The 20156-nt window shown below is 67.2% G+C and carries 17 protein-coding genes; 6 read left to right on the top strand and 11 right to left on the bottom strand.

The features are described 5' to 3' along the window. Positions 1-228 precede the first annotated feature (228 nt). The 3 genes from CTR55_RS25715 to ybaL all read left to right on the top strand — a co-directional run bounded on the left by CTR55_RS25715 (position 229) and on the right by ybaL (position 3582). On the top strand, positions 229-987 hold the full coding sequence (locus CTR55_RS25715; protein WP_296290512.1) for an SDR family oxidoreductase: 759 nt from the start codon (positions 229-231) through the stop codon (positions 985-987). Between the two features lie 202 nt (positions 988-1189). Then, complete coding sequence (locus tag CTR55_RS25710) at positions 1190-1669, top strand: acyl-CoA thioesterase (protein WP_296290511.1); 480 nt, start codon at positions 1190-1192, stop codon at positions 1667-1669. A 209-nt stretch (positions 1670-1878) separates the two neighbouring features. After that, the gene (gene ybaL, locus CTR55_RS25705) at positions 1879-3582 is read left to right on the top strand and encodes a YbaL family putative K(+) efflux transporter (protein ID WP_296290510.1); all 1704 of its coding nucleotides are present in this window, start codon (positions 1879-1881) and stop codon (positions 3580-3582) included. A gap of 278 nt (positions 3583-3860) precedes the next feature. Here the strand turns inward: ybaL and pdxY are convergent, their stop codons facing one another. Continuing rightward, positions 3861-4730 (bottom strand): pyridoxal kinase PdxY, encoded by an 870-nt coding sequence (gene pdxY / locus CTR55_RS25700; protein ID WP_296290509.1) that lies wholly within the window; start codon positions 4728-4730, stop codon positions 3861-3863. 120 nt (positions 4731-4850) lie between these two features. Between pdxY and CTR55_RS25695 the strand changes: the two genes are divergently transcribed. Further along, complete coding sequence (locus CTR55_RS25695) at positions 4851-5342, top strand: DUF3301 domain-containing protein (RefSeq protein WP_296290550.1); 492 nt, start codon at positions 4851-4853, stop codon at positions 5340-5342. Here CTR55_RS25695 and CTR55_RS25690 read toward each other — a convergent pair. Together CTR55_RS25690 and CTR55_RS25685 are read right to left on the bottom strand one after the other, a co-directional pair. Continuing rightward, positions 5339-5692: a hypothetical protein gene (locus CTR55_RS25690; protein WP_296290508.1), complete on the bottom strand. Its 354-nt coding sequence runs from the start codon at positions 5690-5692 to the stop codon at positions 5339-5341. The genes CTR55_RS25695 and CTR55_RS25690 overlap by 4 nt on opposite strands. Then, positions 5689-6567 (bottom strand): alpha/beta hydrolase, encoded by an 879-nt coding sequence (locus tag CTR55_RS25685; RefSeq protein ID WP_296290507.1) that lies wholly within the window; start codon positions 6565-6567, stop codon positions 5689-5691. The genes CTR55_RS25690 and CTR55_RS25685 overlap by 4 nt, the downstream gene beginning before the upstream one ends. 118 nt (positions 6568-6685) lie before the next feature. On the opposite strand from CTR55_RS25685, the gene CTR55_RS25680 reads away from it, so the two are divergent. Further along, positions 6686-8449, top strand: a complete 1764-nt coding sequence (locus CTR55_RS25680; protein ID WP_296290506.1) for an ATP-binding protein — start codon at positions 6686-6688, stop codon at positions 8447-8449. Beyond that, positions 8446-9780, top strand: a complete 1335-nt coding sequence (locus tag CTR55_RS25675; protein WP_296290505.1) for a sigma-54 dependent transcriptional regulator — start codon at positions 8446-8448, stop codon at positions 9778-9780. Before CTR55_RS25680 ends, CTR55_RS25675 begins: the two co-directional genes overlap by 4 nt. On the opposite strand, the gene CTR55_RS25670 is transcribed toward CTR55_RS25675, so the two are convergent. The 8 genes from CTR55_RS25670 to CTR55_RS25635 all read right to left on the bottom strand — a co-directional run bounded on the left by CTR55_RS25670 (position 9762) and on the right by CTR55_RS25635 (position 20127). Beyond that, positions 9762-10964: a hypothetical protein gene (locus CTR55_RS25670; RefSeq protein ID WP_296290504.1), complete on the bottom strand. Its 1203-nt coding sequence runs from the start codon at positions 10962-10964 to the stop codon at positions 9762-9764. The two genes, CTR55_RS25675 and CTR55_RS25670, sit on opposite strands and share 19 nt — an antisense overlap. Before the next feature lie 178 nt (positions 10965-11142). Next, positions 11143-11337 (bottom strand): hypothetical protein, encoded by a 195-nt coding sequence (locus tag CTR55_RS25665; protein ID WP_045213909.1) that lies wholly within the window; start codon positions 11335-11337, stop codon positions 11143-11145. Positions 11338-11530: 193 nt separating this feature from the next. After that, positions 11531-12466, bottom strand: a complete 936-nt coding sequence (locus tag CTR55_RS25660; RefSeq protein WP_296290503.1) for a LysR family transcriptional regulator — start codon at positions 12464-12466, stop codon at positions 11531-11533. 416 nt (positions 12467-12882) lie between these two features. After that, complete coding sequence (locus CTR55_RS25655) at positions 12883-13587, bottom strand: NAD(P)H-dependent oxidoreductase (protein WP_296290502.1); 705 nt, start codon at positions 13585-13587, stop codon at positions 12883-12885. 71 nt (positions 13588-13658) lie between these two features. Beyond that, a complete protein-coding gene (locus CTR55_RS25650; RefSeq protein ID WP_296290501.1) occupies positions 13659-15077 on the bottom strand; it encodes an aldehyde dehydrogenase family protein in 1419 nt (472 codons plus the stop codon). Then, on the bottom strand, positions 15070-16260 hold the full coding sequence (locus CTR55_RS25645; RefSeq protein WP_296290500.1) for a pyridoxal phosphate-dependent aminotransferase: 1191 nt from the start codon (positions 16258-16260) through the stop codon (positions 15070-15072). Before CTR55_RS25645 ends, CTR55_RS25650 begins: the two co-directional genes overlap by 8 nt. A 55-nt stretch (positions 16261-16315) precedes the next feature. Further along, positions 16316-17926 (bottom strand): 5-guanidino-2-oxopentanoate decarboxylase, encoded by a 1611-nt coding sequence (locus tag CTR55_RS25640; protein ID WP_296290499.1) that lies wholly within the window; start codon positions 17924-17926, stop codon positions 16316-16318. 113 nt (positions 17927-18039) lie between these two features. Beyond that, entirely contained in the window at positions 18040-20127 is a 2088-nt protein-coding gene (locus CTR55_RS25635) for an acetate--CoA ligase family protein (RefSeq protein ID WP_296290498.1), read from the bottom strand. Positions 20128-20156 lie beyond the last annotated feature (29 nt).

Here is a 20156-nt window from a genome sequence, read left to right as displayed (position 1 = left end):
CGCGAGCAAGCTCGCTTCTACGGGGACAGCAACCGTCTCGCCCCAGATACCGGCGCACCCGCTGACACACGACAGCCTTACGAAAAATTTACCCTGGCAGACTGAAGAATCTGGTCTTTTCTTGGTCTGTAATTGCACGGGGCGCATACGCGCCTCGTGGTCACCTCGGCGCCACCGGTACTGCCTGCCGGTCGCCGTCCTCTCTCAGGCAGGGAGAACCCGTAGACAATGAGCACTCCTGTCGTACTGATCACCGGCGCTGCCGGTGGCCTCGGAAAAGCCATCGCCAAACGTTTCGCCCAAAGCCACTGGCGCATCGCCGCCACCGACGTGGACAAGGCCGGCCTGCATGCGCTCAACGCGCAAGTACCGCTGGACGCCACCGCCGTCGGTGACCTGCGACGGGCCGACAACTGCCACAGCCTGGTCTCCGACATCCTCGCCCGCACCGGCCGCCTCGACGCCCTGGTGAACGCCGCCGGCGTCTGGCGCGAAGGCCCGGTGGAAGACTTCAACGAGGATGACTTCGACCTGGTCATGGGCGTGAACCTCAAGGCCGCGTTCTACATGTGCCAGGCGGCGACACCGTATCTCAAGGAGAACCGGGGCAGCATCGTCAACATCTCCAGCGACTCCGGCCGTCAGGCCTATCGCGGCTCGGCGGCCTACTGCGCGAGCAAGGCGGCGCTGACCATGCTCACCCGCACCCTCGCGCTGGAACTGGCCGAGTCAAACGTGCGGGTCAACGCCATCTCCCCGGCGGACATCGCCACGCCGATGCTCGACTACCAGGCCGAGCGCTACGGCCAGGGCAATCCGGCAGCCTACAAACTCGGGTTGCTGAAAGATTACCCACAGGGCAAGTTGGCGCGCTTCATCCGCCCGGAGGAAGTCGCCGAGCTGGTCTGGTACCTGTGCAAGCCGGAATCCGAAGCCATCACCGGCGCGGACCTGGCCATCGACTTCGGCCTCTCCGCCGGGCGCTGAGCCGGCAGGTAAACCAACGGGCGGCCAGGGGTCGCCCGTTTTCGTTTCGGGCGTTGATCGAACGACGGAAATGCCATTGGTAAATGGCCCACTGGTGCCGGGCGCCAATCGGCGGTATAGAAAAAACTGTGTCGCCTGCCGCGCTTTGGTTGTCCAGAGTTAGGCCCTTTCCTTTTCCCAAGACAATTCCGAAGAGAATTCCATGGAACCTGGCAACCACCAGCTCAGCATGACCGTCCTGATGACCCCCGACATGGCCAACTTCTCCGGCAATGTCCACGGGGGCACCCTGCTCAAGTACCTCGACGAAGTCGCCTACGCCTGCGCCAGCCGCTACGCCGGCTACTACGTGGTCACCCTGTCGGTGGACCAGGTGATCTTCCGCCAGCCGATCCACGTCGGCGAACTGGTCACCTTCCTCGCTTCGGTGAACTACACCGGCCGCACCTCCATGGAGATCGGCGTGAAAGTGGTCACCGAGAACATCCGCGAGAAATCCGTGCGCCACACCAACAGCTGCTTCTTCACCATGGTGGCGCTGGATGACGAGCGCAATCCGATCGTGGTGCCGCAGTTAGACCCGCAGACCAAGGACGAGAAACGTCGCTTCGCCCAGGCGCAACAGCGTCGGCAGATTCGCCAGGAGCTGGAACAGCGCTACGCCGAGCTTCGCCACGAATGACGGACGTTCGCGACATTTCCTGAAAAGAAATGTCGCGTGCCGTGGAAATTTCCCAATGCGTCAACGGGTTACCCTTGCGTGAAAGCAAGGTAGGAATTGATTACTACGCCTAAACTTTTCATACGCGGGTTTGCCCCCGTGACCCACCGTCGAGCGACCCGGTGCTGATACGCAGTCCGGCCGCTCCCTGAGTGCCCGGAGCCCAGACCATGCATCACACCCCGCTACTGACCACCCTTGCCGTCGGCTTCGTGCTGGCCTTCGTGCTTGGCGCCCTGGCCAACCGCCTGCGCATCTCGCCGCTGGTGGGCTACCTGCTCGCTGGCGTGCTGGCCGGCCCCTTCACCCCCGGCTATGTCGCCGACCAGGCGCTGTCCACGGAGATCGCCGAACTGGGGGTGATCCTGCTGATGTTCGGCGTCGGCCTGCACTTCTCGCTGAAAGACCTGCTGTCGGTGAAAGCCATCGCCATCCCCGGCGCGGTGGTGCAGATCGGCGTCGCCACCCTGCTCGGCCTGGGTCTGGCCTGGATGATGGGCTGGAACTTCGGTGGCGGCCTGGTGTTCGGCCTCGCGCTGTCGGTGGCCAGTACCGTGGTGCTGTTGCGCGCGCTGGAACAGCGCCAGCTGATCGACACCAAGCGCGGGCGCATCGCCATCGGCTGGCTGATCGTCGAAGACCTGGCGATGGTCCTCACCCTGGTCCTGCTGCCGGCGCTGGCCGGCTCGCTGGGCGGCACCTCCGACGGCAGCGACGGCGGCCTGCTGATGCCGATCCTGCTGACCCTGGGCAAGGTCGCCGCCTTCGTTGCGGTGATGATCTTCGGCGGCCGTCGCTTCGTGCCCTGGGTACTGGAGCGCGTGGCCAAGACCGGCTCGCGCGAGCTGTTCACCCTCGCCGTGCTGGCCATCGCACTGGGCATCGCCTACGGCTCGGCGGTGATCTTCGGCGTGTCCTTCGCCCTTGGCGCCTTCTTCGCCGGGATGATCCTCAACGAGTCCGAGCTCAGCCACGAGGCTGCCGAGAACTCGCTGCCGCTGCGCGACGCCTTCGCCGTACTGTTCTTCGTCTCGGTCGGCATGCTGTTCAACCCGGCGATCCTGATCCACGAGCCGCTGCCGGTGCTGGCGACCTTCCTGGTGATCGTCTTCGGCAAGTCGGTGGCGGCCTACGTCATCGTGCGCCTGTTCGGCCACCCCAACAGCACCGCGCTGACCATCGCCGCGAGCCTGGCGCAGATCGGCGAGTTCTCCTTCATCCTGGTCGGCCTGGGCGTCACCCTCAACCTGCTGCCCGAGGCTGGCCGCGACCTGGTGCTCGCCGGTGCGATCCTGTCGATCCTGGTCAACCCGCTGCTGTTCATCGCCATCGACCGCCTGCAGGCACGCCAGGAGCAGAAAGCCGAGACCGACCCCGGCGTGGTCCAGGTCGAAGCCCCGGACCTGCCGCCGCCGGTGCTGGAACAGAACCACGCGATCCTCATCGGCCACGGCCGCGTCGGCGCGCTGGTCAGCGAGCGCCTGCGCAAGGACAAGATCCCGGTGGTAGTGATCGAGGACAAGCGCGAGAAGGCCGCCGAACTGCGCGAGCACGGCCTCTGCGTGGTGGTCGGCAACGCCGCCAATCCCGATGTGCTGAACCAGGCCAACATCACCTCGGCGCGCTGGCTGCTGATCGCCATCCCCAACGGTTTCGAGGCTGGGACGATTTCCAGCCACGCGCGGGCGATCAACCCGCACCTGGACATCATCGCCCGTGCCCACTTCGACGCCGAGGTGGATTACCTGGGGCAGAACGGCGCCAACCTGGTGATCATGGGTGAGCGCGAGATCGCCCGCGGCATGGTCGAACGAGTCGAGCGCGAGGGCGCCACCCCGAGGGCTAGCGACGACCACCTGCCGCAGTCAGCCTGATACCAGGCTGCGGGACGAAGCGATCGAGAATCGCCTGGGCCAGGCCTTTGACCTTGTAGGAGCGAGCTTGCTCGCGAACAGCTTCGGCGCAAGGGCTTGCCCTCACCCCAGCCCTCTCCCAAAGGGAGAGGGTGCCAATCGGCATTCTGTGGAAATATCGGAGTCAGCCGGCGAGCTTCGATGTACCCACCCACTCAGGACGGTCCCCTCTCCCCTGGGAGAGGGCTAGGGTGAGGGGCACGCCCAGCGCAGGACTCCGCCAAAGAACGCCGCTCAGATCACCCCAGCTTCACCGCCTCGAACTTCACCCGCGGATGGGCGATACGGTCCTGGGCGCGCACCAGTTCCAGCTCGTAGCTGCCGCAGGCCTGGGTTTCCAGCAACACTTCGTGTACGGCGGCGGCGCAGAATTCGAAGGCGCTGCGCAGGTCGTCACCCAGCAGCAGGCGGGCGAGGAACAGCCCGGAAGTCAGGTCGCCCACGCCCACCGGCTGGCGCGGGAAGGCCAGCAGCGGGCGGCGCAGGTGCCAGGTTTCGTCCAGGGTCACCAGCAACATCTCGAAAGCGTCGGCCGGCTTGCCGGGGTAGTTCAGGTGCTTCACCAGGATCGCCTTCGGGCCGCGCACCAGCAGGCCACGGGCCATCGCCGCGCAGTCTTCCAGGGAGGTCGGCTGGCGGTCGCAGAAACTGTCCAGCTCCAGCTGGTTCGGGCACAGGTAGTCGGCCACGGCGGCGGCCTCGTGGAGCAGGAAATCGCTGACTTCCGGGGCGACGATGCAACCCTTCTCCGGGTGCCCCATCACCGGGTCGCACAGATAGACGGCGCGCGGGTTCACCTCGCGGATCCGGCGCACCACTTCAAGGATCGAGCGGCCCTGCGCCGCGCTGCCCAGGTAACCCGAGAGCACGGCGTCGCAGTTGCCCAGCTCGCCGATTGCGGCGATGCCATCCACCAGTGCGGGAATTTGCTCCGGCGGCAGCACCTGGCCCGTCCAGTGGCCATACTGGGTATGGTTGGAGAACTGCACGGTGTTCAGCGGCCAGACGTTCACCCCGACGCGTCGCATGGGGAACTCGGCAGCGCTGTTGCCGGCGTGGCCGAAGACGACGTGGGACTGGATGGCGAGAACGTGGGGAGTGCGCGGCATAACGGTGTCCTGCTACAGAATGGGGCAGTATGGGGCGCAATTCACACGCTGTGAACATCCCCCCCTCGCCGCCTGACGGCGGAGTGAGTAAGCTTGTGCGCCGATTCCGAGGAAGCTGAAGTGGACCTGGGCAATCTTTTCATCTTCATGCTGGTTGTCGCGGGCGCCGCCTGGTGGTGGCGCGCCCATGGCATCCGTGAGCGTGCGCTGGTCCTGGCCAAGCAGCACTGCGCGCGAGAGGGCGTGGAGCTGCTCGATGAAGCCATGGCCCTGCAGCGTTTCCGCTTCCAGCGCGACGGCCGGGGCAACCTGCGCCTGGCCCGTGAATACGCCTTCGAGTTCACCGCCACCGGGCAGGAACGTTACGCCGGCAGCATCGCCATGTTCGGCCAGCACCTGGGCCGTATCGAACTGGCGCCGTTCCGCATGGAGCCCGAACCGCGCATGCCGGAATCGCCGGTCGCCACCTTCCATCCCGCCGCTGCGCCAGTCGATGAGGAAATCGTCGACGCCGTGTTCGACGACACCCCGACACTTCCACGCCCCAAGGCTGAAGTGGTGCGCCTCGACGAATGGCGCCGCGCGCACCAGGGCAAGAAGGTCGGCGACTAGAGCTGCGCGCGGATCCTGCGCCAGTCTTCTTCCACCGCCGCCGTCATCGCCTTGCGCAGTACCCGGCAACGCCCGCGATGCCAGAGCGAGTTTCGCCGTCGCTGGTTGCGCCGGCAGGCCTCGAACAGCCAGTCCGGATCGAAACCATCCCAGACGCCCGCCGTCACCCAGGTGTTGGCCCACACTGCCGGCGCCACTTCCAGGCGGTAGATGGCGTCCAGCTCGTCCACGCTGAATCCGCTGATCGACAGGGTGCCGGCGATGGCCGCGCGGCCGCTGTCGTCAAGCTCGGTGTCCAGCCACAGCTCGGACAGCGCCAGCCAGACGGACTCGCGGGCCGGGTCGCTCATTCGTGGCCCAGCAGGAAGCGCGACACGCGCTCGGCGCTGTCGTCGGGGTATTCCTGCATGAAGCAGTGCCCGCCGTCGACGCACTGGCCACTCACCTGCGTATTCGAAGCACACCAGCGCGCCACGGACTTGGGCACGAAGGGGTAGGTGCGTTCACCGAACAGCACCTGGGTCGGCGTCACCACCTTGTTCAGCGACGGCCACAGGCGCTTGGGGAAGGAGCTGAAGATTTCCGCCTCGCGGCTGGGCCGGCATTTCAGCTCGACGCCCGCCTGGGTTTGCTTCATCGCGTGCTCCACGTAGGCCCAGAGCGCAGCGTCGGTCCAGCCCTTGAAGATGCCGCGGCCGTGCAGGCCAGCATAGGCCGCCTCGCGGTCCGCCCACTGGCTGCGCCGCCCACGCGCCTTCTGCACCATGGTGCGGCGCTTGTGCAGGCCGAGCACTTCGGAGAGCGCCATCACGCCGATCATCGCCGGGGTGAACAGCACCGGGTCGAGCAGCACGGCGCGGCGGAACAGCTCCGGATGGCGACCGAGGATCAGGCTGGTGAGCACGCCGCCAAAGCTGTGCCCGGCGGCGTAATGCGGCACGTCACCGAACACTTTGTTGCCGGCCTGGAAGGCTTCCACTGCCATCTCGGCGTTGCGGTTCCAGCCATGGAAGCGCCCGCCGTGGTCGCTGTCGCCATGGCCCTGGGCGTCGCACAGCCAGAGGTCGAAATCCTTCGCCAGGACGTTCAACATCGGCTCGTAGGCGCGGCCGCAGAAGCCGTTGCCATGCAGGAAGTGCAGCAGCGGCTTGCCACTGGGCTCGCTGCGCCAGCCGCGCAGGGTGAAACCGGCGGACCCTTCGTGGGTCCAGGACAACAACTGCATCGAACATCTCCGTAGGGATGAGTCCATCGAGATGCCGGCAGTGTAGCGAGGCGGCGGGGCGCCGGACCAGTCGGTGGCCGTGCTATTGTCGCCAACCGTTGGTCGAACCCCGTCGAACATGTCGCCTACCCGCCCCCTTCGCCTGCTGCTGATCTGCCTGCTCCTGCTGGCCGGCCTGGTGCTGTCGGTGTTCTGGGCGGGCGAGAAGGCGCGGCACCGCGCGCTGCTCGCCGAAGCGGAGGCCGCCCATGAACAGCTCGGCCTTTATGCCAACTCCCTGCACACCCTGATCGAGCGCTTCCGCAGCCTCCCCGCCGTGCTCGCGCTGGACCCGGAACTGCGCGCGGCGATGCGCGGCCCGGTGACCGGCGAGCTGCAGCACCGGCTCAACCTCAAGCTGCAGGAAATCAACGGCGCGGCGCGCTCTTCGACCCTGGAACTGCTGGACCACAGCGGCCTCGCCGTGGCCGCCAGCAACTGGAACCTGCCGGTCAGCTACGTCGGCCACAACTACGGCTTCCGCCCCTACTTCCGCCAGACCATCGCCCAGGGCGCCGGGCGCTTCTATGCGGTCGGCGTGACCAGCGGGATTCCCGGCTACTTCCTGTCCAACGCCCTGCGCGATGACGACGGCACCTTCCTCGGCGCCATCGTGGTCAAGCTGGAATTCCCCGACCTGGAGCGCCAGTGGGGCCAGACCCCGGACGTGGTGCTGGTCAGCGACAGCAAAGGCGTGGTGTTTCTCGCCAACCACCCGCGCTGGCGCTACCGCGAACTGCAACCGCTGGACGCCGTGGCCCGTGCCGAACTGGCCGACACCCGCCAGTACCACAAGCAGCCGCTCAGCGCACTGCCGCACCGGACGCTGGAAACCCTCGGCGAGCATGCGCGCATGGTCCGCGTCGACGGCCAGGACATCAGCGGCGACTATCTCTGGCAATCGGTCGGCCTGCCGGAAGACGAGTGGACCCTGCACCTGCTGCGCAATCCCCACAGCGTGCAGTCCGATGTCACCAGCGCGCGGCTGGCCGCCGCTGGCGTCTGGCTGGCGCTGGTGTTCCTCGTGCTCTGGCTGCAACAGCGCCGCCGCCTGGCGCGCCTGCGCCAGCGCAACCAGGAAGAGCTGGAGCGTTTAGTGGAACAGCGCACCGCCGCCCTGCGCACCGCCCAGGACGGCCTGGTGCAGGCCGCCAAGCTGGCCGCGCTGGGGCAGATGTCCGCCGCGCTGGCCCACGAGATCAACCAGCCGCTCACCGCCCAGCGCATGCAACTGGCCAGCGTGCGCCTGCTGCTGGATGCCGGCCGGCAGGACGACGCCCGCGCCGCACTGGTGCGGGTCGATGAGCTGCTCGAACGCATGGCCGCGCTCACCGGCCACCTGAAGACCTTCGCCCGCAAGACTCCCGGTGGCCTGCGCGAGCGCATCGAACTGGGCCACGTGATCGAGCAGGCGCTGCAACTGCTCACCGTGCGCATTCGCACCGAAGGCGTGGAAATCAGCCAGGACCTCCACCTGCCGGCCTGGGTGCTGGGCGACGCGATCCGCCTGGAGCAGGTGCTGGTCAACCTGATCCGCAACGCCCTCGATGCAGTGGCCAATACCGACCAACCGCAGATCCGCCTGACCCTGCGCCGCGACGGCGAGCTCTGGTGCCTGGACGTCGCCGACAACGGCCCCGGCATCGATGAGGAGCACCTGGCCAGCGTCTTCGACCCCTTCTTCACCACCAAGCCGGTGGGCGAAGGACTGGGCCTGGGGCTGGCGGTATCCTATGGCATCGTCCACGAACTCGGCGGGCGCCTCGGCGCCGCCAACCAGCCCTCCGGCGGCGCGCTGTTCCACCTGAGCCTGCCGGCTGCCAGCGAAGAAAGAAGACCATGAGCGAGACCATCCTCTTCGTCGACGACGAAGCCGCCATCCGTGACGCCGTGCAGCAGTGGCTGCAACTCTCCGGCTTCGAAGTGCGCCTGTGCAGCAGCGCCGACGAGTGCCTGAAAAGCGTCTCCCGCGAGCTGCCCGGCGTGGTCATCAGCGATGTGCGCATGCCCGGCACCGACGGCCTGGCCCTGCTCGAACGCCTGCAGCAGATCGACCGCGACCTGCCGGTGATCATGGTCACCGGCCATGGCGACGTGCCCATGGCGGTACAGGCGATGCGCCAGGGCGCCTACGACTTCATCGAGAAACCCTTCACCCCCGAGCGCCTGCTCGACAGCCTGCGCCGCGCCCTGGAGAAACGCCGGCTGGTGCAGGAGAACCGCCAGCTGCGCGAACAGGCGGCGCTCAAGGACCAGATCGAATCACGCCTGCTCGGCGTCTCGCGGCCGATGGAAACCCTGCGTCGGCAGATCATGGCCTTGGCCGGCACGCCGGTGAACGTGCTGATCCGTGGCGACACCGGCAGCGGCAAGGAACTGGTCGCGCGTTGCCTGCACGACTTCGGTCCGCGCGCCGGCAAGCCCTTCGTCGCGCTGAACTGCGCGGCGATTCCCGAGCAGTTGTTCGAGACCGAACTGTTCGGCCACGAAAGCGGCGCCTTCACTGGCGCCCAGGGAAAACGCATCGGCAAGCTGGAGCACTCCAACGGCGGCAGCCTGTTCCTCGACGAGATCGAGAGCATGCCGCTGGCCCAGCAGGTGAAGCTGCTGCGCGTGCTGCAGGAACAGCAACTGGAGCGCCTGGGCTCGAACCAGAGCATCAAGGTGGACCTGCGGGTGATCGCCGCGACCAAGCCTGACCTGCTCGAGGAAGCCCGCGCCGGGCGTTTCCGCGAGGACCTCGTGTACCGCCTGAACGTCGCCGAGCTGCGCCTGCCGCCGCTGCGCGAACGCCGCGAGGACATCCCGCTGCTGTTCGAGCACTACGCGCTGCTGGCCAGCGAGAAATTCGGCCGCGAAGCCGCGCCGCTCTCCGCCAGCGAACTGGCGCGCCTGCTCGCCCACGACTGGCCGGGCAACGTGCGCGAACTGGCCAACGCCGCCGAGCGCCATGTGCTCGGCCTGGACCGCGCCGAGCTGCCGATCGAGCCCGCCGGCAACGGCCTGTTCGAACGCATGGAAGCCTACGAGGCGCAGTGCATCCGCCAGGCGCTGGCGCAGTGCAAGGGCGACATCAAGGCGGTGATGGAACTGCTCGGCCTGCCGCGCCGCACCCTCAACGAGAAGATGCAGCGCCACGGGCTGAGCCGCGGGGATTACCTGGGCGAGGATTGAGCCAGCGGCTGATTGAGCAAACGCCTGCACACCAGCCCCGTGACGGACCACACGACAAGAAGGGACCACAGCGTCGGCAGCAGGTAGGTCAGCGCATTACCCGTACTCGCCCGTAGCTGTACCAGCGAGTCGCTCAACGCGAGATAGCCGACATAACCGCTCAGGAAAGCAGCCGGTACTGACAGCAGAAAGATTCCCAGAGCAGCCCAGATGATGCGCCCGGCAGGGAAGTGAGGCAGTGTCGGCGGCAGGACCTGCCAGGTCCGCTGCAACACGGTAGACATCAGCAGAAGGCAAACCAGCACCGTCACACTGGGGGCCCAGCGAGCAGATTCGCCGGGCATGAGGCCGGGCGCGAGGGGAGCGGCCAACAGGCTGCAGGTTCCGGCGAAGCACAGGGCCACTGCCATTGCGACGTGGAACCTCGGCACCGCGGCAGTGCCGGCCGAAGTTGACCTTTCGAACCGCCCTCGGGCCACACGTAATGTCAGCCAGATGGCTGGCAGGCTCAGCAGGATGTGCAGCAGCGCTCCGAGGAATAAGACACTGATGATCACGCCCATCGGATTGCCCATCTTGTACATCCACGCGTTGAAGTTGGCGATGCCCGCCTCGCCCAATCCCGACAGAAGTCTGACACTCAGTATCCGCAGCACCATGAACGCCACCACCAACGCCACGATGGGCCTGAACCTGACTATGGCGTGCCGCTCGCGCTGGATATTCATGAACAGCATGACCACCGCGCATGCGATGAGCACCGAACTTAACCAGTAACCGAGCGTTGCAGGCATGCTTGACAGGAACCCCCGGCGAATGGTGCCGGCCGACAGGTTCAGCAGAAAGCTGATGCTCAGCGTGGCAATTCCGGAAAACAGCATGGCCGCCATGAAGTAATAAGGCTGGCCAAAGGAGGGTGGCGTCCGCGACGCGGCCTCGATCAGTTCGGCGTGGGGTGTGGTGAAGGGATTATCGGTGGTCATCTCGGCATCCTTGTCGAATCCGGCCTGCGGCGCGGAGCGCGTCCAGCCTACCACCGCTTTTCCACAGGCATAAAAAAAGGCCGCTGAAAGCAGCGGCCTTGAGACGGACATCGATCTGGAGCAATCAAGAATCGACGTCGGGAAGCTTGCCGGCGGTGAGGCCGGTAACGGCGAGGCTGGAAAGCCGCGCTGTTGGGTCAAGTATATTGACCGACTGGACAGGAATACAGAGCGCCGGCAGCGAAAGACTGTTACAGAATCTGTAACAGTCTCCTTCCTTCGCTGGAATCGCAGGCAAAAAAAACGCCGCATGTCTTATGCGGCGCAAGGTGTTGAGAAGTCCGGCTCACGCTCCGGACCTCCCGGGGGAAGCGGCCGATCAGGAATCGGCGTTGCTGCCAGCGGCGGCCTTGGCGGTCTGCTCGGCGGACTGGGCCTGCTGCTGGGCAATCACTGCTTCGTTGGCCTTGACCATCTTGTCGGTCATCAGGCGCGATTCTTCGGCGAAGCTCAGCTGAGTGAAGGACAGCGAGCAGACGGACAGCAGGGCAGCAACATAAAGCGAACGGGACATGACGGTGATCCTTTCTGAACACCCGATTGGTCGGGGTTGGAGAAAGGTTACGGCGCAACAGTGAATCGAAAAATAGCTAGCTAACCAACAAAGCATTGCCTAAAAAGCAACAATCCGCGGCGATCGTCCGAGAGCGCCGATATAGAGCGACTGCGACGATCCGTCACGCTAGCGCCCAAAGCCCGAGATGGCCTTATGCCCAGTTGACGGGATCATTGAGCGCTGCTTCGTCGTCCTCGAAGACTCGGGGCAGCTCCGCCTTGAGGAACTCGACCCAGGTACGGATCTTCGCGTCGAGGAAGCGCCGCGACGGGTACAGCGCATAGATCTGCCGCACGTGCAGGCTGTGCCGGGGCAACACGCGCACCAGCGAACGGCGGCGCAGCGCGGGCGCGGCGACGTAGCTGGGCAGCAGGCAGATGCCCATGCCGGCGGCCGCGGCGCCGGTCAGCGCCTCGGCGACGTTGACCATGAAGGTATCGCGCGGGCGGATCACGCTTTCCTCGTTGCCCTCCTCGAAGGCCCAGCCTTCGGGGAAGGTCGGGTCCTGCAGGCGCAGGCACTGGTGCTGGTGCAGGTCGGCGACGCTGGTCGGGGTGCCGCGCCGCTTGAGGTACTCGGGGCTGGCGCAGAGCACGCTGTAGATGGTGCCCAGGGTCTGGGCGACGAACTCGGAGTCGGGCAGTTCGCGGTCGCGGGTGATCACCACGTCCTGGCCTTCCTCGAGGATGTCCGGCTGGCGCTGGGCCAGGGTCAGCTCGATGTAGACCTCGGGGAAGGATTCGCAGTAGCGCGAGATCAGCGGGATCAGGTGCTGCTGGCCAAGGCCGGTGAGCGAGTGGACGCGCAGGCGGCCGCGCGGGTTGAGGTGCGCGCCACTGGCTTCGGCCTGGGCTTCATCGACATCGGCGAGGATTTCCCGGCAGCGCAGCAGGTAGCGCTCGCCAGTTTCGGTCAGCGCCAGGCGTCTTGTAGTCCGGTGCAGCAGGCGCGCTTCGAGCTGGGCTTCGAGGTCGGAGACCACGCGCGAGACCTGGGCTGTGGATAACCCCAGGGCGTTGGCGGCGGCGGTGAAACTGCCGGCATCCACCACCCGGACGAATGCCCGCATCGCGTGAAGTACGTCCATGCTTCCCCCTGCCTGTTGATCTCGTCGTAGGCGCCTGTAGGAGACGACAACCATTGTTGTCCGCGCCGCAAAACTGAATCGCAGTATAGGGTCGTTTATTGCTGATTGTTACCACGTATAGTGCCGGCCAAGTCGCTGCAGCAACGTTGGGCATACCAGGCTCATCGTACGGCCGCCGATACACCAATCGACGGCCCTCTCCCCCGCGCATACCTGGCTGCAGCGACTGACTCTTTCTCCAGGGGCGGTCATCTTCGGATGACCGCCCTTTTTCATTTTTGGCCGCAGCACCGAGTCGAGCCGGATGATGTAGGAGCGAGCTTGCTCGCGAACCCGCTTCACTCGGAAATCGCCGGGGAATCTGTTCGCGAGCAAGAACTAGGCGTCCCCCTCGGTCCTACGAAAAGCAGAAGCGGTCAGCGCGGCAGCGGGTACAGGCGCTCGTCGAACTGCTCCAGGCGCACGAACTCCAGCGGCTGGTCGCTCTCCAGGTTCTGCAGACGGTCCTGGTACTGGCGCAGGAAGTCCTGGCGCGCCTCGTTGCTGATGTAGGGCACATGCCAGGCCACGAAGGGCGGCAGAACGCTCATGCCGGTGTAGGCCAGGGTGCCGCGCAGGATCGGCCGCAGCATGTCTTCCAGCGGGCCGTGGATGGCGCCGTCGCCGAACATGTGGTCGCGGCCGCCGAGGGTCACGCTGACCAGCGCCTTCTTGCCGGCCAGGCCGCCCTGATCGTAGAAGCGCTTGCCGCCGTAGCAGATGCCCGAAACCAGCACGCGGTCGAACCAGCCCTTGAGGATGGCCGGCGCGGAGAACCAGTAGATCGGGAAGTTGAAGATCACCAGGTCCGCCCAGAGCAGCTTGTCCAGTTCGGCCTGGATGTCGGCGGCGAGGGTCTTGGCCTTGGCGCCTTCGCGCTGTTCCAGGGCGTAGACCAGGTACTCGGGGTTGGCGCGGGCGTCGAAGTCGGCGGCGCTGGCCACCGGGTTCCAGTTCATCGCGTAGAGGTCGGAGACCTGCACCTCGTGGCCCTGGCCGCGCAGGGTTTCTTCGGCGAGTTGATACAGCGCGGTGCTGAAGGATTGCGCTTCGTTGTGGGCGTGGACGATCAGTACGTTCATGTGGATTCCTGACAAGTCGGTGAGCGGCACAGCCCTCACCCCAGCCCTCTCCCGGAGGGAGAGGGGTCTGTTTAAAGCTGGATGGCCTTGAGCTCGACGAACTCGTGCAAGCCCTGCTCGCCCCATTCGCGGCCATTGCCGGATTGCTTGTAGCCGCCAAACGGCGCCCGGTAGTTGAAGGCACCGCCGTTGACGAAACATTGGCCGGCGCGCATCTGTCGGGCGAGGCGCAGGCCATCTTCGCGGTCGCCCGCCCACACGGCGCTGGACAGGCCGAACGGCGAGTCGTTGGCGATGGCGATCGCTTCGGCCTCGTCGGCATAGGGAATCAGGCAAAGCACCGGGCCGAAGATTTCCTCGCGGGCGATGCGCATCTGGTTGTTCACCCCGGCGAAGATCGTCGGCTGCACATAATGCCCGCGCTCCAGATGGGCCGGGCGCTCGGCGCCACCGCAGACCAGTTGCGCGCCCTCTTCCAGGCCGACGCGGATGTAGTCGAGCACGGTACGGCGCTGGCCGCCCGAGCACATCGGCCCGAGGAAGCTGTCGGTGTCCAGCGGGTCGCCCATCTTCAGCGCGAGGGCTTCGGCACGGGCAATTTCCACGGCTTCGGCATAACGGTTGGCGGGCAGCAACATGCGCGTCAACGCGGTGCAGGTCTGCCCAGAGTTGATCATCACGTCCTGCACGCCGTGGCGCACAGCAGCGGCCAGGTCGGCATCGGCGGTGATCAGGAACGGCGACTTGCCGCCCAGCTCCAGGCACACGCGCTTGACCGTCGGCGCCGCCGCCTCGGAAACCTTCACACCCGCACCGGTGGAGCCGGTGAAGGACACCATGTCCACGTCCGGATGCCGCGCCAGGGCCTCACCGACCTTGGAGCCGGGGCCGCTGACCAGGTTGAACACGCCGGCCGGCAGGCCGATGGCGTGGACCATGTCGGCCAGCAGGAAGGCGTGCAGCGGAGTGTCCTGGCTCGGCTTGACCACCACGGTGCAGCCGGCGGCGAGTGCCGGGGCGAGCTTGCCGATCAGCTGGTGCAGCGGGTAGTTCCAGGGGTTGATGAAGGCGCAGACGCCCACCGCTTCCTTCACCACCAGCGAGTTGCCGACCTCGCGCACTTCGTCCATGTGCGCGGCCATCGCGGCGTAGCTTTCCAGGCCCTCGATCGGCCCGTCGACCTGCACCATGCGGCACCACTGGACGGGCATGCCCAGCTCGGCGGTGATCAGCGCGGCCATCTCGTCGGCGCGGTTCTTCAGTTGCTCGGCGAGAGCGCGGATGTAGCCGGCGCGCACGTGGGACGGGGTCTGCGACCACGCCGGGAAGGCGCGGCGCGCGGCGTCCACCGCGCGGTTCACGTCGCCTTCACCGCCCAGCGGCACACGACCGACGCATTCCTCGGTGGCCGGGTTCTGCACCTCGGCCACGCCCTGCCCCTGCGGCGCCACCCAGGCGCCGTCGATGTAGAGCTGGGTGCGGTCACGCATAGCGCTTTTCCTTGAGCAGTTCGGCGGCGCACAGGGCGATGCGGCGGCAGGCTTCACGCAGCGGTTCGGCGCCGAGCACCAGGCCCAGACGGATGTGCCCGGCGGCGCTGGGGCCGAAGGCTTCGCCGGCCAGCACGGAGACGCCGTGGCGATCCAGCAGCAGGTTGGAGAAGTCCTGGGCGGAGAGCCCGGTGGCGCGGATATCCACCATCACGAACATGCCGCCGTCCGGGCGCAGGGCGCGCACGCCAACGCAATCGGCGAGGCAGTCGAGCACCAGGTCGCGGCGCTGGCGGTAGGCCTCGCGCATGGCTTGCAGTTCCGGCAGCTTGGCTTCCAGCGCGGTGCAGGCGGCGTCCTGGATGAAGTCCGGCGAACCGTAGAGCATGCACAGGGCGAGGTTTTCCAGGTGCGCGCAGAGTGCCTGCGGGCCGACCACCCAGCCCACGCGCCAGCCGGTCATGGCGTGGGATTTCGACAGGCTGTTGAGGGTCGCGGTGCGCTCGGCCATGCCCGGCAGGCTGGCGGGGCTGACGTGCTCGCCGTCGAACAGCAGCTCGCTGTAGACCTCGTCGGAAATCATCCACAGGTCGTTACTGATGCACAGCTCGGCCAGCGCTTCCCAGGTGGCGCGCGGCAGGCTGGCGCCGGACGGGTTGTGTGGGCTGTTGATCGCCAGCGCGCGGGTGCGCGGGGTGATCAGCGCGGCGACGTCCTCGGCCTGCACGCGGAAGCCGTGCTCGGAACGCACCGACACCGGGATGACCTTGGCGCCGCAGGCGCCGAACACCGCTTCGTAGGTGACGTACATCGGCTCTGCGACGATCACCTCGTCGCCGGGATTGAGCACGCACTGCGCCACGGCATACAGCGCGCACTGGGCGCCGGCCAGCACGACCACGTCATCAGCGGTGACAGCCTGGCCACTGCGCTGGGTGTGGCGGCGAGCGATGGCTTCGCGCAGCGAGCGCTTGCCGCGCACGTCGGCGTAGTGGGTGTTGCCGGCCAGCAGGCTGTCGATGGCCGACTGCACGATGGGCACCGGGGTGTCGAAGTCCGGGTCACCCACCGACAGCAGGAGGATGTCGTCGCCCTGCTCCAGGCGCGCCAGGGCGCGGTAGTGGATGTCCCAGGCGGCGGCGCCGTCGCCGGCGATGCGTTGGGTGAAGTTCGAGTAGCGCATGGTGTGCTTCCTTCAAGGCACCGGAGCCCGTGGGTTCCGGTGGGTGCAACAAGTCCTACTGGGCGCAGGCGTGTTTCAGCTCGATCAGGGTGACGCCCGGATGGGCGAAGCCGGCGCGCAGGTCGCGCTCCAGTTCGTCCAGGCTCTGCGGCTGGCGCATCTCGCAGCCGTAGGCGCGGCCAAGCAGGGCGAAGTCCGGGTTGCGCGGCAGGACGCCGATGGGCTCGATGTCCAGGCCGATCATGTCGTCGCGGATCTGCCCCAGCGCATCGTTGTTCCACAGCAGCACCACCAGCGGGCTATCCAGCTCCTCGGTGGCGGTGGCCAGTTCCTGCGCGGTGTAGAGGAAGCCGCCGTCACCGACCAGCACCAGGCCGGGGCGCTCCGGCGCGCCGAACTTGGCACCGATGCCGGCGGGCACGCCGTAGCCGAGGGTGCCGTAGCCGGTGGGGTGCAGCCAGCCGCGCGGCGCCTTGCTCGGGTAGAGGTAGTTGGCGGTGTAGGCCAGCTGGGTCATGTCGCTGGCGATAAACGCGTTGTCCGGCAGCACCTTGGCGATGCGCTCCAGGATCGCCTTGTGGATCCGTTGCAGCGGCGCGTGGCCGGCGTTGATCTGCGCTTGCAGCTCGGCAATGCGCGACTGCGCTTTCGCAGCGTCGCGGCTCGCGCTCGGCAGCGCGGCAAGCAGCGCTTCGGCCGTGGCCTTTGAATCGCCCAGCAGCGCCACGGCGCTCGGGTAGAAGTCGTTGAACTTGCGCGAGTCGACGTCGACGCGGATCACCTCGCCGGTGACCGGCAGGCGGTCGCGCCAGAAGTCGGTGTCGGCCATTTCGGTACCGATGGCCAGGACCACGTCGGCCTCGGCGATCATGTCCCAGCCGGCCTGGGTACACAGGGTGGCGCCGGCGGCGAGCGGCGCTTCCGGCGCCAGCAGGCCCTTGCCGGCGACGCTGGTGAACAGCGGCGCGGCCAGGCGCTCGCTCAGCGCGGCCAGGGCATCGGCGGCATGCAGCGCGCCGCCGCCGGCGATGATCATCGGGCGTTTGGCGGCCTGGAGTTTATCCACAGCCTGCTTGAGCGCATCGGCGCTGGGCTGGCCACGGCCGGCACGGCGCACCACTTCGTGGGTCCAGTCGCGGGCGACCGGATTGGCCAGCACGTCCAGCGGCACGGAGATGTGCACCGGGCGCGGGCGCTCGCTGTCGAACACGGCGTAGGCGCGGGCGATCAGCTCGGGCAGGTCTTCGGCGCTCAAGGCGACGGCCGAGAACGCGGTGATCGGCGCGGTCATGGCGCGCTGGTCCTGGGTCTCGTGCAGGCAGCCCCAGCCCTTGCCGAGGCTGGCGGTGTGGTTGACGCTGGAGATCACCAGCATCGGGATCGAATCGGCGTAGGCCTGGCCGATGGCGGTGGCGGCGTTGGTCACCCCCGGCCCGGTGATGATGAAGGCCACGCCGGGCTTGCCGCTGACGCGTGCATAGCCGTCGGCCATGAAGCCGGCGCCCTGTTCGTGGCGGGTCAGCACGTGGCGGATGCCGCTGCCGGGCAGGCCACGGTACAGCTCCAGGGTGTGCACACCGGGAATGCCGAACACGGTGTCGACGCCGTAGTTGGCCAGCAGGCGGACCAGGGCCTGGCCGCCGGTGAGGTTCTTGTTCTCTTGCATGAGGTTGCTCCCCAAGGCTATGGCTTGACCTTGTAGGAGCGAGCTTGCTCGCGAACCGGGCCCCGCAGCGGGGTTTGTTCGCGAGCAAGCTCGCTCCTACAGGTACGTGCGTTTCACTCAGCGCTGCGGATCAGCGCATCCACCGCCACGGCGCCATCGGCGTCCGCCAGCAGCGGGTTCACGTCCAGCTCCAGCAGGTTGTCCACGTGCTCGCAGGCGTAATCGGCAACGGCGCGGATGGCTTCCACCAGCGCCTCCAGGTTCACCGCCGGACGACCGCGGAAGCCGGTGAGCAGCGGCGCGCTGCGCAGGCTCAACAGGGCGTCGCGGATCGCCGCGTCGGTGGTCGGCAGCAGCAGGCTGCGACTGTCCTTGAGCAGCTCGACGAGGATGCCGCCGGCCCCCAGCACCAGCGCCAGGCCGAAGCCGTTCTCGCGCTTGATGCCGACGATCAGCTCGGCCAGTGGCGGGTTCGCCATGCGCTCCAGCAACACCTGGTCGAAGGGCACACCGGGTGCGTGGCGAGCGACGTTTTCGCGCATGTCGAACAGCGCGGCTTCCAGCGCCGCCTCGTTGCGCAGGTTGAGCGCCACACCGCCGGCTTCGGTCTTGTGCGGCAACTGCGCGCTGACCACTTTCAGTGCCAGCGGGAAGCCGACGTCGGCGGCCGCTTCGCGGGCCTGGGTCGGCGTGCTCAGGGCAGCGCGCGGCAGCGGCAGGCCGAAAGGCTTCAGCGCCTGCTTGGATTGCCACTCGTCCAGCAACCGGCCTTCGCCTTCCAGCGCCTGCGGGCACAGCGGCACCAGCGCGGCTTCGCCACGGGCTAGCAGCGCTTCGCGACGCTGGCGGTAATGGGCGATGCGGCCCCAGGCGGCGAGGCCATCCTCCACGCCTTGCAGCGCGGCGACGCCATGGGAGTGCAGCAGTTCGCGGGCGTGCCTGGGCAGCAGTTCCGGCAGCGCGGAGGCGATGAAGCCGACCTTGCCGTGGCGCTCCAGCGCGGCGCAGTAAAGCTCCAGCAGCAAGTCGCACTGCGGGCGCTCGCCGGTTTCCTCGCCGGGGTAGTCGAGCACCAGCAGGGCGGCGTCGGCTTCGGTCTGCAGAGCGCTGTCGAGCATGCGGCTCAGCGCCGGGCCGTCACCCCAGATGGCGGTGGTGAAGTCCAGCGGGTTGGCGATGTTGGCGTAGTCCGGCAGCACCTGCGCCAGTTCGGCGCGCTGCGCGTCGACCAGTTTGGGCAGGCTCAGGCCGTTGCGTTCGGCGTAGTCGGCGATCAGCCCGGCGTCGCCACCGGAGCAGGCCAGCGCAGCGAGGCTGGGGCCGGCCGGCAGATTGCCGCAGGCAGCGGCCTTCAAGGTTTCGATGAAGCTCACCGGGCCGCTGACGCGGATCACCCCGAGGCGGTCGAACAGCGCGTCGTACAGCGCATCGGAGCCGGCCAGGGAGCTGGTGTGGCTGAGTGCGAGCTCGGCGCCGATCTGCGAGACGCCGGTCTTCAGGGCGATCACCGGGATGCCTTTCTGCAGCGCCTTGAAGGCGGCACGGGCAAAGCCGGGGACGTTCTTCAGACCTTCCAGGTGCAGGCCGATGGCGGTGACGCGCGGCTCGTCGAGCAGCACGTCCATCAGTTCGGCCACGCCCAGCTGCGCCTGGTTGCCCACCGAGGCCATGTAGGCGATGGGCAGCGAGCGGTCGCTCATGGACAGGTTGTAGGCGAAGTTGCCGCTCTGGGTCAGCACGGCCACGCCCTTCTCGACGATGTGCCCACCGTGGGCCACCGGCCACAACGCGGAACCGTGGAGGTAGTCGAGCAGGCCGTAGCAGTTGGGGCCGAGCAGGGCCATGTCGCCGGCGCTGGCGAGCAGGCGGCGTTGCAACGCTTCGCCTTCTTCGCCGCATTCGGCAAAGCCGGAGGCGTAGCAGATGGCGCCGCCGGCATCTTTCGCGGCCAGCTCGGCGACGGCTTGCAGGGTCAGGTCGCGGTTGGTGGCGACGAACACTGCGTCCGGCCCTTCAGGCAGTTCGGCGATGCTGCGTACGCAGGGCACGCCTTCGAGTTCGTCGTATTGCGGGTTAACCAGCCACATCGCGCCGGCGAAGCCGCCTTCGGCGCAGCGCTTGAGCGCGCGCGCCATGCTGCGGCCGCCGATGAAGGCGACATGCCGGGGGGCCAGCAGGCGCTGAAGATTTTCTCTTTTCATATCAGGTCTCGGTACGGGGCCTATGCCCT

Source organism: Pseudomonas sp. (genome assembly GCF_002796985.1).
Taxonomy (GTDB): Bacteria; Pseudomonadota; Gammaproteobacteria; order Pseudomonadales; family Pseudomonadaceae; genus Pseudomonas.
This window is presented reverse-complemented; position numbering and strand designations above follow the sequence as displayed.

Bases quoted from the DNA above. Each gene is read 5' to 3' on its own strand.
- CTR55_RS25715 (WP_296290512.1), top strand. From the start codon at position 229: ATGAGCACTCCTGTCGTACTGATCACCGGCGCTGCCGGTGGCCTCGGA.
- CTR55_RS25710 (WP_296290511.1), top strand. From the start codon at position 1,190: ATGGAACCTGGCAACCACCAGCTCAGCATGACCGTCCTGATGACCCCC.
- ybaL (WP_296290510.1), top strand. From the start codon at position 1,879: ATGCATCACACCCCGCTACTGACCACCCTTGCCGTCGGCTTCGTGCTG.
- pdxY (WP_296290509.1), bottom strand. From the start codon at position 4,730: ATGCCGCGCACTCCCCACGTTCTCGCCATCCAGTCCCACGTCGTCTTC.
- CTR55_RS25690 (WP_296290508.1), bottom strand. From the start codon at position 5,692: ATGAGCGACCCGGCCCGCGAGTCCGTCTGGCTGGCGCTGTCCGAGCTG.
- CTR55_RS25685 (WP_296290507.1), bottom strand. From the start codon at position 6,567: ATGCAGTTGTTGTCCTGGACCCACGAAGGGTCCGCCGGTTTCACCCTG.
- CTR55_RS25680 (WP_296290506.1), top strand. From the start codon at position 6,686: ATGTCGCCTACCCGCCCCCTTCGCCTGCTGCTGATCTGCCTGCTCCTG.
- CTR55_RS25675 (WP_296290505.1), top strand. From the start codon at position 8,446: ATGAGCGAGACCATCCTCTTCGTCGACGACGAAGCCGCCATCCGTGAC.
- CTR55_RS25665 (WP_045213909.1), bottom strand. From the start codon at position 11,337: ATGTCCCGTTCGCTTTATGTTGCTGCCCTGCTGTCCGTCTGCTCGCTG.
- CTR55_RS25660 (WP_296290503.1), bottom strand. From the start codon at position 12,466: ATGGACGTACTTCACGCGATGCGGGCATTCGTCCGGGTGGTGGATGCC.
- CTR55_RS25655 (WP_296290502.1), bottom strand. From the start codon at position 13,587: ATGAACGTACTGATCGTCCACGCCCACAACGAAGCGCAATCCTTCAGC.
- CTR55_RS25650 (WP_296290501.1), bottom strand. From the start codon at position 15,077: ATGCGTGACCGCACCCAGCTCTACATCGACGGCGCCTGGGTGGCGCCG.
- CTR55_RS25645 (WP_296290500.1), bottom strand. From the start codon at position 16,260: ATGCGCTACTCGAACTTCACCCAACGCATCGCCGGCGACGGCGCCGCC.
- CTR55_RS25640 (WP_296290499.1), bottom strand. From the start codon at position 17,926: ATGCAAGAGAACAAGAACCTCACCGGCGGCCAGGCCCTGGTCCGCCTG.
- CTR55_RS25635 (WP_296290498.1), bottom strand. From the start codon at position 20,127: ATGAAAAGAGAAAATCTTCAGCGCCTGCTGGCCCCCCGGCATGTCGCC.